Origin of the sequence: Pantoea sp. OXWO6B1 (assembly GCF_001641135.1) — a bacterium.
Classification (GTDB): domain Bacteria; phylum Pseudomonadota; class Gammaproteobacteria; order Enterobacterales; family Enterobacteriaceae; genus Pantoea; species Pantoea allii.
Genome location: NZ_LWLR01000001.1, coordinates 4,133,214 through 4,147,075, shown reverse-complemented (window position 1 = coordinate 4,147,075; position 13,862 = coordinate 4,133,214). Strand labels below are relative to the sequence as shown.

16 protein-coding genes are annotated in these 13,862 nt (G+C 52.9%); 13 read left to right on the top strand and 3 right to left on the bottom strand.

Annotated features, from left to right (window positions below; genetic code table 11):
• Window positions 1-24 precede the first annotated feature (24 nt).
• The 10 genes from rseA (at window position 25) to acpS (ending at window position 8,779) form a co-directional block, all read left to right on the top strand.
• The gene (gene rseA / locus A6A26_RS21310; protein WP_063880602.1) at window positions 25-678 is read left to right on the top strand and encodes an anti-sigma-E factor RseA; all 654 of its coding nucleotides are present in this window, start codon (window positions 25-27) and stop codon (window positions 676-678) included.
• On the top strand, window positions 678-1,634 hold the full coding sequence (gene rseB, locus A6A26_RS21305) for a sigma-E factor regulatory protein RseB (protein ID WP_063880601.1): 957 nt from the start codon (window positions 678-680) through the stop codon (window positions 1,632-1,634). Before rseA ends, rseB begins: the two co-directional genes overlap by 1 nt.
• Window positions 1,631-2,095, top strand: a complete 465-nt coding sequence (rseC, locus tag A6A26_RS21300) for a SoxR-reducing system protein RseC (protein WP_063880600.1) — start codon at window positions 1,631-1,633, stop codon at window positions 2,093-2,095. The genes rseB and rseC overlap by 4 nt, the downstream gene beginning before the upstream one ends.
• Window positions 2,096-2,314: 219 nt before the next feature.
• A complete protein-coding gene (gene lepA / locus A6A26_RS21295; RefSeq protein ID WP_063880599.1) occupies window positions 2,315-4,114 on the top strand; it encodes a translation elongation factor 4 in 1,800 nt (599 codons plus the stop codon).
• A gap of 9 nt (window positions 4,115-4,123) precedes the next feature.
• Window positions 4,124-5,098: a signal peptidase I gene (gene lepB / locus A6A26_RS21290; RefSeq protein ID WP_063880598.1), complete on the top strand. Its 975-nt coding sequence runs from the start codon at window positions 4,124-4,126 to the stop codon at window positions 5,096-5,098.
• A 129-nt stretch (window positions 5,099-5,227) separates the two neighbouring features.
• The gene (gene rnc / locus A6A26_RS21285) at window positions 5,228-5,908 is read left to right on the top strand and encodes a ribonuclease III (RefSeq protein ID WP_014594336.1); all 681 of its coding nucleotides are present in this window, start codon (window positions 5,228-5,230) and stop codon (window positions 5,906-5,908) included.
• Between the two features lie 45 nt (window positions 5,909-5,953).
• Window positions 5,954-6,859, top strand: coding sequence for a GTPase Era (gene era, locus A6A26_RS21280; protein ID WP_063880597.1), 906 nt, complete (start codon window positions 5,954-5,956; stop codon window positions 6,857-6,859).
• 4 nt (window positions 6,860-6,863) lie between these two features.
• Window positions 6,864-7,601, top strand: coding sequence for a DNA repair protein RecO (gene recO / locus A6A26_RS21275; protein ID WP_063880596.1), 738 nt, complete (start codon window positions 6,864-6,866; stop codon window positions 7,599-7,601).
• A 66-nt stretch (window positions 7,602-7,667) separates the two neighbouring features.
• Window positions 7,668-8,399, top strand: coding sequence for a pyridoxine 5'-phosphate synthase (gene pdxJ / locus A6A26_RS21270; RefSeq protein ID WP_063880595.1), 732 nt, complete (start codon window positions 7,668-7,670; stop codon window positions 8,397-8,399).
• A complete protein-coding gene (acpS, locus tag A6A26_RS21265) occupies window positions 8,399-8,779 on the top strand; it encodes a holo-ACP synthase (RefSeq protein ID WP_063880594.1) in 381 nt (126 codons plus the stop codon). Before pdxJ ends, acpS begins: the two co-directional genes overlap by 1 nt.
• Here the strand turns inward: acpS and A6A26_RS21260 are convergent.
• Window positions 8,776-9,024: a YfhL family 4Fe-4S dicluster ferredoxin gene (locus tag A6A26_RS21260; RefSeq protein ID WP_063880593.1), complete on the bottom strand. Its 249-nt coding sequence runs from the start codon at window positions 9,022-9,024 to the stop codon at window positions 8,776-8,778. The two genes, acpS and A6A26_RS21260, sit on opposite strands and share 4 nt — an antisense overlap.
• Before the next feature lie 490 nt (window positions 9,025-9,514).
• Here A6A26_RS21260 and A6A26_RS21255 point away from each other — a divergent pair, with 490 nt between their 5' ends.
• The gene (locus A6A26_RS21255) at window positions 9,515-9,892 is read left to right on the top strand and encodes a hypothetical protein (RefSeq protein ID WP_063880592.1); all 378 of its coding nucleotides are present in this window, start codon (window positions 9,515-9,517) and stop codon (window positions 9,890-9,892) included.
• 112 nt (window positions 9,893-10,004) lie between these two features.
• Here the strand turns inward: A6A26_RS21255 and A6A26_RS21250 are convergent, their stop codons facing one another.
• Window positions 10,005-10,844, bottom strand: a complete 840-nt coding sequence (locus A6A26_RS21250; protein ID WP_063880591.1) for a MurR/RpiR family transcriptional regulator — start codon at window positions 10,842-10,844, stop codon at window positions 10,005-10,007.
• Window positions 10,845-10,999: 155 nt separating this feature from the next.
• On the opposite strand from A6A26_RS21250, the gene yfhb reads away from it, so the two are divergent.
• Window positions 11,000-11,638, top strand: coding sequence for a phosphatidylglycerophosphatase C (gene yfhb / locus A6A26_RS21245; RefSeq protein WP_063880590.1), 639 nt, complete (start codon window positions 11,000-11,002; stop codon window positions 11,636-11,638).
• A 73-nt stretch (window positions 11,639-11,711) separates the two neighbouring features.
• Window positions 11,712-12,206: a tRNA adenosine(34) deaminase TadA gene (gene tadA, locus A6A26_RS21240; RefSeq protein WP_074181032.1), complete on the top strand. Its 495-nt coding sequence runs from the start codon at window positions 11,712-11,714 to the stop codon at window positions 12,204-12,206.
• On the opposite strand, the gene mltF is transcribed toward tadA, so the two are convergent.
• Window positions 12,203-13,660, bottom strand: coding sequence for a membrane-bound lytic murein transglycosylase MltF (mltF, locus tag A6A26_RS21235; protein WP_063880588.1), 1,458 nt, complete (start codon window positions 13,658-13,660; stop codon window positions 12,203-12,205). The two genes, tadA and mltF, sit on opposite strands and share 4 nt — an antisense overlap.
• Window positions 13,661-13,862: the final 202 nt, after the last annotated feature.

Sequence of the window (13,862 nt, the reverse complement as noted above, 5' to 3'; positions counted from 1 at the left end):
ACGGCTACTGGAAGGGTATTAGGCATGCAGAAAGAAAAACTTTCCGCTTTAATGGATGGTGAGGCTTTAGATAACGAGCTGTTTTCAGCGCTGTCTAAAGATGCAGATCTACAAAAAAGCTGGGAACGCTACCATCTCATCCGCGATACCATGCGTGGTGATGTTGGTGAGCACCTGCATTTTGATATTGCTGCGCGCGTCGCTGCTGCTATTGAAAAAGAGCCACAGCGCAACGTTACAACCTTGATCCCCGAAGCACAGCCCGAACCTTCTCGCTGGGAAAAAATGCCGTTCTGGCATAAAGTTCGCCCGTGGGCGGCACAGATTACCCAGGTTGGCGTCGCCGCCTGTGTTTCCCTGGCTGTTATCGTTGGCGTCCAGCATTACAACCAACCGGCCAGCGGCGGCGTCGAAAGTTCCGACTCGCCGGTGTTTAATACCTTACCTGTGATGGGTAAAGCCTCACCTGTGAGCCTGGGCGTGCCGTCTGATGCCTTTGGCGGCGGTAATGTCACGCAACAGGTGCAGGACCAGCGTCGCCGCGTCAATGCCATGCTGCAGGACTATGAACTCCAGCGTCGCCTCCATGCGGACCAGCTGCAGTTTGAAACCAATGCGCCTAAACAAGCGCAGGCCAATGTCCCTGGTAATCAGTCATTAGGAATGCAGCAGCAGTAATGAAGCCGCTATGGTATGCCGTCAGCCTTCTGGCAGGCAGCCTGTTGTGGTCATCTGCCGCCCCAGCGCAGGTTTCTGCGTCTGGGGCGTTATTGCAGCAGATGGAGCAGGCAAGCCAGACCCTCAACTACGAATTCGCCTATATCAATGTGTCCCGCCTTGGCATGGAATCGCTGCGCTATCGTCATGCGGTTATTGACGATCGCGTGTATGCGCAGGTGCTGCAGATGGACGGCCCGCCTCGTGAAGTGATTCAGCGCGGCAACGATATCAGCTATTTTGAACCCGGCATTGAGCCTTTCTCTCTGCCGGGCAATCACATTGTGGATGCGCTCCCGTCCATTATTTATGCCGATTTCGCCAAGCTGGACGTCGCCTATGACTTTATTACCGTAGGCCGCTCGCGCATTGCCGACCAGATGTGCGACGTGGTGCGCATCGTTTCACGCGATGGCACGCGCTACAGCTATGTTGTATGGCTGGACGTGGATACCAAGCTTCCTCTTCGCGTCGATTTGCTGGACCGCGATGGCGAAACGATGGAGCAATTCCGTGTTATCAGCTTTGCGGTCGATGATGGCGTACGTAATCTGATGCAGGGACTGGAGAAAGCCAATCTGCCGCCGTCGTTGTCATTAACTAAAGCCGATAACGTCTCGTTAGACTGGCAGCCCGACTGGCTTCCCGCTGGAATGACGCTGGTGTCTCAAAGCCGTCGAATGATTCCCACATTAAATAAATCGCTAGAGTCACGGCTTTACAGCGATGGGTTGTTTAGCTTTGCCGTCAATGTGACGCCAGCAGATAAAAACAGCACCGCACAGACATTGCGCACGGGACGTCGTACGGTGCAGACCGTAATACGCGATAATAACGAGATTACGGTCGTCGGCGAGCTACCGCCCGTGACGGCAAAACGTATCGCAGACAGCGTCGAGCTCGGGGCGAAAAAATGATGAGAGAATGGGCCACCGTTGTGGCATGGCAGGATGGCATCGCCACGCTGCACACAGAAGCAAAAACGTCCTGCAACAGCTGCCAGGCTCGTAAAGGCTGTGGCAGCCATATGCTGAATAAGCTGGGTCCTAAGAATGCGCACGTGATGCAGATAGCCAGCAGCAAGCCGCTGGAGCCAGGTCAGCGCGTTGAACTGGGCATCAAAGAGAGCAGCCTGCTGGGTTCAGCGCTGCTGGTTTATATGACGCCACTGTTCGGCCTGTTCCTGTTTGCCGGCCTGTTTCAGGCGCTGTTTGGCAGCGACCTGGCGGCAGCCAGCGGTGCGCTGTTAGGCGGTGTGGGCGGGTTTATCGTTGCGAAAGGCATTTCCATGAAATTTGGCGATCGTGAAGCCTTCCAGCCCGTTATTTTGAACATCGCTTTGCCGCCTGATGCGCTGCGCGTTGAAAGCGAAGCCTGATCCTCACTCAAGCCGCACTTGCTGCGGCTTTTGCCATTATGACTCCTCGCAAAAAACTGTTTCGTTTCCACAACGTTCCATTCTTTTATGCGCGGCCTTAACAGTGTAATATGCGTCGTCATTAATGAGGCTGACAGGATTGTGGGTTAAGAGCGATCTTCCTGAATGTGTCTGTGCTCAGGTTCCTAACTGATTCTCTACGTGAAGATATTCCTATAAATGAAGCACATAAGAAATTTCTCCATCATCGCCCACATTGACCATGGTAAATCCACGCTCTCTGACCGCTTGATTCAGATTTGCGGCGGATTAACTGCTCGCGAGATGGCCGCACAGGTTCTTGACTCTATGGACCTGGAGCGTGAGCGTGGCATCACGATTAAAGCGCAGAGCGTAACGCTCGATTACAAAGCGAAAGACGGCGAAACTTACCAGCTCAATTTCATCGACACACCGGGACACGTTGACTTCTCATATGAAGTTTCCCGCTCACTGGCAGCCTGTGAAGGCGCATTGCTGGTGGTTGATGCCGGACAGGGCGTAGAAGCACAAACCCTGGCCAACTGCTATACCGCACTTGAGATGGATCTGGAAGTCGTGCCGGTGCTGAATAAAATCGATTTGCCCGCTGCCGATCCCGATCGTGTTGCTCAGGAAATCGAAGACATCGTCGGAATTGATGCAACCGATGCTGTGCGTTGCTCGGCCAAAACTGGCGTGGGCGTTCCTGAAGTCCTGGAGCGTTTAGTCCGCGACATTCCGCCGCCAGAAGGTGATCCAGAAGCCCCGCTGCAGGCGCTGATTATCGACTCCTGGTTTGATAACTATCTTGGCGTCGTATCATTGGTGCGGGTAAAAAACGGCACCATGCGTAAAGGCGATAAAATTAAGGTACTGAGCACCGGTCAGGTCTACAATGCTGACCGACTGGGCATCTTCACGCCGAAGCGGGTTGATCGCAATGAACTCAACTGCGGCGAAGTTGGCTGGCTGGTCTGCGCCATCAAAGATATTCTTGGCGCGCCAGTGGGCGATACCCTGACAACCGCACGTAATCCGGCTGATAAAGCCTTACCGGGCTTTAAAAAAGTGAAGCCGCAGGTTTATGCCGGTCTGTTCCCTATCAGCTCTGATGATTATGAAGCCTTCCGTGATGCGCTGGGCAAGCTGAGTCTGAATGATGCCTCACTGTTCTACGAACCCGAAAGTTCAACGGCACTGGGCTTTGGTTTCCGCTGCGGCTTCCTGGGTCTGCTGCATATGGAGATCATTCAGGAGCGTCTGGAACGTGAATACGATCTCGATCTGATCACGACCGCACCGACAGTTGTATACGAAGTGCAAACCACGAGCGGCGAAGTGGTCTATGTCGATAGCCCGTCAAAGCTTCCACCGCTCAATAATATCGAAGAGTTACGTGAACCCATTGCCGAGTGTCATATGTTGCTGCCTCAGGAGTACCTGGGCAACGTCATCACACTGTGCATCGAGAAACGTGGCTTCCAGACCAACATGGTTTACCACGGCAATCAGGTGGCGCTGACCTATGAAATTCCGATGGCCGAAGTGGTGCTCGACTTCTTTGACCGTCTGAAATCAACGTCACGTGGCTATGCCTCACTGGACTATAATTTTAAACGTTTTCAGACCTCTGACATGGTGCGCGTCGACGTTCTGATTAACTCAGAACGTGTTGATGCGCTGGCGCTGATTACCCACCGTGAAAACGCACCTTATCGTGGACGTGATCTGGTTGAGAAAATGAAAGAACTCATCCCACGTCAGCAGTTTGATATTGCGATTCAGGCGGCTATCGGCAACCACATTATCGCTCGCTCGACCGTTAAACAGCTGCGTAAGAACGTTCTCGCCAAATGTTATGGCGGTGACGTCAGTCGTAAGAAAAAGCTGTTGCAGAAGCAGAAAGATGGTAAGAAGCGAATGAAGCAGGTCGGTAACGTTGAGCTGCCGCAGGAAGCATTCCTCGCCATTCTGCATGTCGGAAAAGACAGCAAATAAGGATCTCAAATGGCTAATATGTTCGCCCTGATACTGGCGATAGCGACATTGATTACCGGTATTCTTTGGGTGATTGATCGTATTAAGTGGGCACCACAGCGGCGCGCGGTGCAGGCGGCGGCGCAGGCGCAGGCCGGGGGTTCACTCGACAGCAAAGCGCTGGCGAAGATGGCACCTAAGCCGGGCTGGATTGAAACCGCAGCATCAGTATTTCCGGTGCTGGCCGTGGTGTTCTTTGTGCGCTCTTTTGTTTATGAGCCCTTCCAGATCCCGTCCGGTTCCATGATGCCAACCATGCTGATTGGTGACTTTATACTGGTCGAGAAGTTTGCCTACGGGATTAAAGACCCGATTACGCAAACGACGCTGATCCCGACCGGGCATCCAAAACGCGGTGATATCGCGGTATTTAAATACCCGAAAGATCCCAGCCTGGATTACATCAAACGCGTGATCGGTTTGCCTGGCGATCGGGTCACGTACGATCCATACAGTAAAACGCTGACCATTAACCCGGCCTGCGATAATGGCAAACCTTGTAGCAAAGCGCTGCCTGTGACATACAGCAATATCGAACCCAGCAAATTTGTTCAGACGTTCAGCGGGTTTGACGGCAATGAAGCGGGTAATGGTTTCTATCAGTTACCGCTGAATGACAGCATGCAGGGCGGATTACGTCTGGCAACGCGCAAAGAAACGCTGGGCGATGTGACGCATGACATTCTGTTAGTAACCGAAGCACAAAGCCAGGCGAGCATGTATTATCAGCAGCCGGGTCAGCCGCAGGCTAGCTGGGTTGTGCCGCAGGGACAATATTTCATGATGGGCGATAACCGTGATAACAGCGCCGATAGCCGCTACTGGGGCTTTGTGCCCGAGCGCAATCTGGTGGGTAAAGCGGTCGCCATCTGGATGAGTTTCGAAAAACAAGAAGGTCAGTGGCCAACCGGCGTACGACTCAGTCGTATTGGTGGTATCCACTAACCGTAGCCTGACCGTCAGGCAAATAGGGTGGCCTCCATTTGGGGGCCACTGCACACCAAACAGAATGTGTTGGTTTTCCAGCCCTGTTTGGTATGCAGAGTGACAGACGCAAAACAGAACTGGAATCGCATGAACCCCATCTTGATTAACAAGCTTCAGCGTAAACTGGGCTACACTTTTACACATTCTGAACTTTTACAGCAGGCCCTGACGCATCGAAGCGCCAGCAGTAAACACAATGAACGTCTCGAATTTTTAGGCGATTCCATCCTCAGCTATGTGATCGCTAACGCGCTTTATCACCGTTTTCCACGCGTGGATGAAGGGGATATGAGCCGTATGCGTGCCACGCTGGTGCGGGGTAACACTCTGGCAGAGATGGCGCGTGAGTTCGATTTGGGTGAATGCCTGCGTTTAGGCCCTGGCGAATTAAAAAGCGGGGGCTTCCGCCGTGAATCCATTCTGGCGGACACCGTAGAGGCGCTGATTGGTGGCGTGTTCCTCGACAGTGATATTCAGACGGTGGAGAAACTGATCCTCGACTGGTATCAGACGCGCCTGGACGAAATCAGTCCAGGTGACAAACAAAAAGATCCCAAAACGCGCCTGCAGGAGTATCTGCAAGGGCGGCATCTGCCACTGCCAAGTTATTTAGTGGTGCAGGTACGTGGCGAAGCCCACGATCAGGAATTCACCATTCACTGTCAGGTGAGTGGCATGGCAGAGCCGGTGGTGGGCGTAGGTTCCAGCCGCCGTAAAGCTGAACAAGCAGCAGCCGAACAGGCGCTGATTAAACTTGGTCTGGAATAGTTTTATCCCGGCGCCGCAACCGGCGCTGAAAACCTCAGGATTCGAATGAGCGAAAACGTTACATACAGCGGCTTTGTCGCGATAGTTGGCCGACCAAACGTCGGCAAATCCACCTTACTGAACCAGTTGCTGGGGCAGAAGGTCTCGATTACATCGCGTAAGCCGCAAACCACTCGTCACCGCATTATGGGCATCCATACTGAAGGCGCCTATCAGGCGATCTATGTGGATACGCCAGGGTTGCACATGGAAGAGAAGCGGGCGATTAACCGCCTGATGAACCGTGCGGCCAGCAGTTCTATCGGTGACGTTGAACTCATCATCTTTGTGGTGGACGGCACGCGCTGGACGCCCGATGACGAAATGGTATTAAACAAGCTGCGCGATGGCAAAGTGCCCGTGCTGCTGGCAATTAATAAAATCGACAATATTCAGGATAAAAGCATTCTGCTGCCGCATTTGCAGTTCCTTAGCCAGCAGATGAACTTTATCGATATTGTGCCGATCTCCGCAGAAAACGGTAAAAATGTTGACACCATTGCGGCTATTGCCCGTAAGCATCTGCCGGCGTCTGACCATCATTTCCCGGAAGATTACATCACCGATCGCTCTCAGCGCTTTATGGCCTCAGAAATCATCCGTGAAAAGCTGATGCGTTTTCTGGGCGCGGAACTGCCTTACTCGGTCACGGTTGAAATCGAACAGTTCGTGTCGAATGCGCGCGGCGGTTACGACATCAACGGTTTGATCCTGGTGGAGCGTGAAGGGCAGAAGAAAATGGTGATTGGTAACAAAGGTGCCAAAATCAAAACCATTGGTATTGAAGCGCGTAAAGACATGGAAGAGATGTTCGACGCGAAAGTGCATCTTGAACTGTGGGTTAAAGTTAAATCCGGCTGGGCGGACGACGAACGTGCGTTGCGCAGCCTGGGTTACACAGACGATCTCTGATTAAATGGAAGGCTGGCAACGCGCCTTTGTGCTGCATAGTCGCCCTTTCAGCGAGACCAGCCTGCTGCTTGACCTGTTTAGTGAAAGTGAAGGCCGCGTTCGTGTTCTGGCAAAAGGGGCACGTTCACGGCGTTCGCAGTTAAAAGGCACGTTACAGCCTTTTACGCCTTTACTGGTGCGCTGGAGCGGGCGCGGGGACGTAAAAACCCTGCGCAACGCTGAAGCGGTCTCCCTGGCCTTACCTCTCAGCGGTATCACGCTTTATTGCGGCCTGTACGTCAACGAGCTGTTGTCTCGGGTACTGGAACAGCACATTCCCTTCTCTGAACTGTTTTTTGACTACCTGCAATGCATCCAGATGCTGGCAGGGGCCGAAGGTTCACCCGAACCGGCGCTGCGTCGCTTTGAGCTGGCGCTGCTGGGACACCTTGGCTACGGCGTGGACTTCCTGCACTGCGCGGGCAGCGGCGAACCGGTCAGCGAAACCATGACCTACAGCTACCGTGAAGAGAAGGGCTTTATTGCCAGCCTGGTGCTGAACCAGCGTAGTTTCACCGGTCGCGAGCTGCAGGCGCTGTTTACCCGAGAATTCCCCGACGCAGAAACCCTGCGTGCAGCCAAGCGTTTCACCCGCATGGCGCTCAAACCCTATCTGGGCGGTAAACCGCTAAAAAGCCAGGAGCTTTTTCGCCAGTTTACACCGAAAAAAAAGCCGACTATTTCTGACGAGACAGAGCTCTGACCGTAGCCTGGCCTTATCTCTGCGCGGTACACTCAGCACAATGACCATAATGAACCGAGGATTGTCATGGCTGAGTTACTGTTAGGCGTGAATATTGACCACATCGCTACCGTCCGCAACGCACGTGGAACCCATTATCCCGATCCGGTACAGGCAGCGTTTATCGCTGAACAGGCGGGAGCGGACGGCATCACTGTGCACCTGCGCGAAGATCGTCGCCACATTACCGACAGAGATGTCCGCATCCTGCGCGATACCATTGAAACGCGTATGAATCTCGAAATGGCAGTGACCGAGGAGATGCTGGCTATCGCCTGTGAAATCAAACCGCATTTTTGCTGCCTGGTGCCGGAAAAGCGTCAGGAAGTCACCACAGAAGGCGGGCTGGACGTGGCAGGACAACAGGAAAAACTCAACGCGGCGGTGAAACAACTCAGCGAAGCGGGCATTTTGGTGTCCCTGTTTATCGATGCCGATCATCGCCAAATCGAGGCGGCGGTGACCAGCGGTGCGCCCTATATTGAAATTCATACCGGTGCCTACGCAGAAGCGCCTGAAGGCCCGGCCCGCGAGGCTGAACTGGCACGTATCCGTCAGGCCGCGACCTTTGCGGCCAGCTGCGGCTTGAAAGTCAACGCCGGACATGGCCTGACCTATCACAATGTGCTGCCGATTGCCGCACTGCCGGAAATGCATGAGCTGAACATCGGTCATGCGATTATTGGACGCGCCGTCATGAGCGGCCTGCCTGAGGCGGTGAAAGAGATGAAACAGCTGCTGCGGGAAGCGCGTCGTTAATGGCTATCTTAGGACTGGGTAGCGATATCGTCGAAATAGCGCGTATTGCCGACGTGATTTCACGCTCAGGTGACCGTCTGGCACGCCGTGTGCTCAGTGATGCCGAATGGCAGCAGTACCAGCAGCACCTTCAGCCGGTGCGCTTTCTGGCTAAGCGTTTTGCGGTCAAAGAGGCGGCAGCAAAAGCGTTCGGCACCGGCATTCGTGGCGGGCTGGCTTTCAACCAGTTTGAAGTTTATAACGATGCGCTGGGTAAACCGCTGCTGCGCTTCTTCGATCATGCTGCTGAGATGGCGCAACGGCTGGGCGTGCAACATGTGCATGTCACCCTGGCGGACGAGCGTCACTATGCCTGCGCCACGGTGATTATCGAAAGCTAACCATCTAGCTGTACAAACTTATCCCACAGCGCATCGCGTGATTCGATGTGCTGTGGATCAATGATGATCGTGTTATCGATAGGGCAAACGCTCTGGCAGGTTGGCACATCGTAATGACCAACACATTCGGTACAGCGACTCACATCAATCTCATATATCGACTCACCCATTGAGATCGCCTGGTTCGGGCACTCAGGTTCACACATGTCACAGTTAATACAGCGTTCGGTAATCAGTAAAGCCATTGTGGTTTCTTAATTCGATAAATAATATTGGTCGTTTATGCCATTATCGGCAGTAAAATACGCCAAAATGTCTCAGCGCAACTTTCGCTATTGGCGCTACAGGTATAAGTCCGAAATCAATAGCCATGAGGCTTTGTCTGCCGCCCTAAGCCCGCCAGACAGTATCATATTCTGTTTAACGCAAAAATGATGCTGATAGGTAAAATCCTGAAAGACCAAAATAAAATTAATAACGCATTGATTTATATGGTTCTTATCGCGTTCGGTATGCTCAGAGCTAAAGAAATTAACTTTCTTTAGTTGAAGTTTTAGACGTCAGGATGAGCAAAGGCTTTAGAACCGCTGGAAGTCATCTTCGCAGGTTTTGTAAGGTTTACACAAAAAATGCGCTCAGTAGAAATATCTTGTCATAAAATGAGTGAGAGCAGATGCGTGATTAGGATTTTTCCGATAAAATCCACTCATCAAAAATATCGATGGATTGTGTCAGGTGAAAAAAAGAATTCTTTTAATAGCAGGCGTGGCTGTTCTGGCTGCAACAACAGCTTATGCAAGCCTCTCCGCAGGCGGATCTCGGCCAGATTTCGTTGCGTCGGCGGAAAATAAAACGAATAACTTCCTGCAGTACACCTATGGAAAGGGTAAATGTAAAGCAACGCAAGGAACAACGATAAGCTGGGATATGGAATGCAAGTATGAAGGTGGAAAGAAAGTCGTAAAATTTGCCCTTTATTCTGCGGATCACGCTCAGCAACCTACGGCTGAAACCTTCTATCTGGTAGCAAAAAACAAGGCAGCAGTCGAATCAGCGACTACAGGGATGAGCCAGTATTTACCTATCTCTACGCAAGATCTGAGTCGTAGCTAGTCTTTTAAGGTTTGGTTAGTATTCACAGCATTGCAAGAAGCCAGCGTTATCGCTGGCTTCTTGCATTATATGCTTAGCATATTATCTACGCTTAGTGAGCCTGGCTTTCTGCCTAAATCAGCTTCTTAACCAGCGCCTCACTGTGACGAATATGGCTGGATGCGCGCTCAGGATCGTTCTGCACCAGCGCCATAAAAAGCAGGTCGGTTAACGCCAGCTGAGCGGTGGTGGACGAGATGGCGGCGCTGCGTGTGCTCTGCTCTTCTGCCACGGTGTACAGGCAATGCGTAGCGCACTGCTGAAGTGTATTCGGCGTAAAGCCGGTAAATGCCAGCACGTCCGCGCCCACACGAACGGCTTCCTGCGCGGCAAGATTAATCTCACGCCGTTCGCCGGTATAGGAAATCGCCAGCAGCACATCGCCGGCAGACATCGCCTGCACGCTGGCCAGCAGCGCGTGCATATCCTGTTCCGCCACCGCGTTGATACCGATTTTCATCAGCTTCCATGAAAAATCCTTTGCCACCAGGCCTGAGGCACCAATCCCGACCAGCAAGATACGGCGCGCGCGTTTAAGCAACTGCAGGACGGCATTTAATTTCTCTTCACTGTTGATATCCAGCGTCGCACGAATCGCCGAGAGTTTTTCCGTCAGCAATTTTTCACCAACCGCTTTAAGCGGATCGTCACTCAGTATCTGATTGTGCACAGTAATGGCATCTTTATCCGCCAGTGACTCACTCAGTGCCAGTTTGAGCGCAGGAAAACCTTTGTATCCCAGCTTTTGCGCAAACTTAACCACGCTCGACTGACTGACTCCTGACTCTTCCGCCAGCTTTTGCGAACTTAAATGCCGTGCCCGATCCGGTTGTGACAGTAAAAAATCCGCCAGCCGCCGCTCGTTCAGCGCCAGAGAGGGATAAAGCTGGCGAATGCGCAGCAATGAACTCATGCTCAATCCTTGTGATTTAGCGGATGTTCCGCATGGAATAAATGATTCAATGGGCATTGTAGTCACTGGAATAAAAAATGACAGTCATCGCCTCGCTGGACGAAGATGACTACAATAGAGGCTGTTGATGCATATTCGTTAAAAAGGAGTGTTGTTTGACCAACGATATACAACGTCGCGTGGTGTTTTTCGACCTTGATGGCACATTGCACCAACAGGACATGTTTGGCACCTTCATGCGCTATCTACTGCGTCGCAAGCCGCTGAATGTTTTGCTGGTGGTCCCGTTACTGCCGGTGGTGGGCGCAGGATTATTGGTCAAGGGACGTGCCGCGCGCTGGCCGATGAGTTTGCTGTTGTGGTCGATTACCTTTGGCCGCTCTGAAGCAACCCTGTTGCGCCTGGAGGCCGAATTCGCCCAATGGTTTCGGCAACGCGTTAAAGCCTTTCCCGTGGTGCAGAAACGCCTCAGTGAATACCTCAGCAGTGATGATGCAGATGTGTGGCTGATTACAGGGTCCCCCCAGTCTCTGGTTGAACAGGTCTATTATGACTCCGCGTTTTTGCCACGAGTAAAGCTGATCGCCAGCCAGATGCAGCGCGGTTTAGGAGGACGTGTGTTGAAAATGCGCTGCCTTGGTCACGAAAAAGTCGTGCAGCTGGAAGAGCAGATCGGTACGCCATTGCAGCTTTATAGCGGTTACAGCGACAGCAAACAGGACAACCCGTTGTTGTTCTTTTGCCAGCATCGCTGGCGCGTCACGCCGGTTGGTGAATTACAGCAGCTGGAATAACGGCCATCGCGCTTCGGTTTTCCGGGCGTGATGGGTATAATGCGCCGCTTTTTTGCTGCCGGGAGTGGTCTGCGTGACTCAAGAACAAGATGAATACTGGATGCGTCGTGCGCTTACCCTGGCGCAGCGCGCATGGGAGCAGGGCGAAGTGCCAGTGGGCGCGGTGCTGGTTCAGGGAGAGCGGGTGATAAGCGAGGGCTGGAACCGGCCTATCGGGCAACACGATCCCACGGCCCACGCGGAGATCATGGCGCTACGTCAGGGCGGAAAAGTGCTGGAAAACTATCGCCTGCTTGATACCACGCTCTACGTTACGCTGGAGCCGTGCATTATGTGTGCGGGGGCGATGGTGCATGCTCGCATTGGTCGTCTGGTATATGGGGCGCACGATGTGAAAACCGGCGCAGCCGGCTCCCTGATTGACGTGTTAGGTCATCCGGGAATGAACCATCAGGTGGCGTTGCATCACGGTGTGCTGGAAGAGGCATGCGCGGGGATGCTGAGCGATTTTTTCCGTATGCGCCGCCAGCAACAAAAAGCGCTGCGTCAGGCGCAGCGCGACAGTTAGTTCATTGCCACCTCGGGCGTGACGGCAGGATAACCTTTGCCCATCTCCGCTTCCAGAGCGGCCTGTTGGGCAAGGTGTTTTTCCTGCTCCTGCAAATAGCCCACCAGGCTAATCTCATACTTACGAATATTCTCTACGTAGTTGTAGGCTTCCTGCCCGCGCGCATAGCCATAGGTGGTTTGCGTGTAGTAACGCTTTTGACTCAACATGGGTAAACGGAGTTTCACGTCAGCCCAGCTGTCCGGGTTACCGCCCTGTTTCGCGGTGAGCTTACGCACATCCAGCATATGAGCATAGCCCATGTTATACGCCGCCAGCGCAAACCAGATACGTTCATCTTCCGGAATGGTTTGTGGCACTTTTTCCATCATGTTTTGCAGATACTGGCTCCCGCCACGAATACTCTGCTCGGGGTCGGTACGGTCACCCACTTCAACGCTGTCAGCGGTGTTACGCGTTAACATCATCATGCCGCGCACGCCGGTCGGCGAGGTTGCCTGCGGATTCCAGTGCGACTCCTGATAGGAAATGGCTGCCAGTAATCGCCAGTCGATATTATTGGCATACTTCTCGAACAGTGGCTTAATGTCAGGCAGGACGTTATCAATGGAACGCAGGAAGGTGCGCGTATCCACATAGTCGAAGGTGCCGACGTGACCGAGGTATTTCTCCTCCAGTCGGGCCATCGCGCCTTCTTCTCCCATGCTGTTAAAGAAATCCAGCATCGCAGCATTCAGGCTGTCATCACTGTCATGGGGCAGGTACCACGTGACGGGTTCTTCATCCGTGACGTCGAAGGCAACGGCTAACTGAGGATGAATGCGCTGAAGCAGGGCAATCGTTACGGAATCGCCAACCGTGTAATCCAGCTTGCCTTCTGCCACGGCTTCCAGCAGGGCTTTTGGACTTTGATCAGTCGAAATGGCCCAGTCGAGATCGGGATACTGGTTTGTCCTGGCGCTCTTTAACGTCGACAGGTAGGCCGATCCTGAGGCAACCACCAGCCGTCCCTTCAGGTCACCCAGGTTTTTCGGCCGGGGTTTATCCACGCGATAAACCAGCTGCTGCGAAACGCTGTAGTAACCGGGGCCGGTTTGATAGCGATTCAGACGCTCATCGTTGTAGATAAGGCCCGCCGCCAGCAAATCGGCTTTGCCATCGTCAAGCGCATCGAACAGGTCACTGAGGTTAGCGCGCACGGTTATGTCGAGCTTCACGCCCAAATAATCGGCAAAACGCTTCGCCAGCTCGTAGTCCATCCCGGCCGGTGCTTTGTTCACGGTGTAGTAAGTCAACGGCGAGTTTACGGTACTGACGCGCAGCACTCCCCGTGATTTAATCTGTGAGATCGTATCTTGTCCACCACCGTACCAGGGGATGGACGGCCACAGTGCCAAAGCCAGAAGCACGGTGAGAAGACCGATAACCAGATAATTAAATTTTAGGCGTTTCAAATAGTTATCTCTCGATGGCTCCAAGGCCTCTGTCTTTTAAGGCAGTATTGATCTTGTTTTAACTCCCAGAGCGAGGGGCATTTTGCGCAACAAACTCAGGTAGAGCAACTTATAAAGCAAGTTTTGCGCAAATTTCAGGCAAATCTTGTTGGCCATAAATTTTGCGCAAACGGTTTCGTCGCGGAGTGGGTTTCTCTATAAT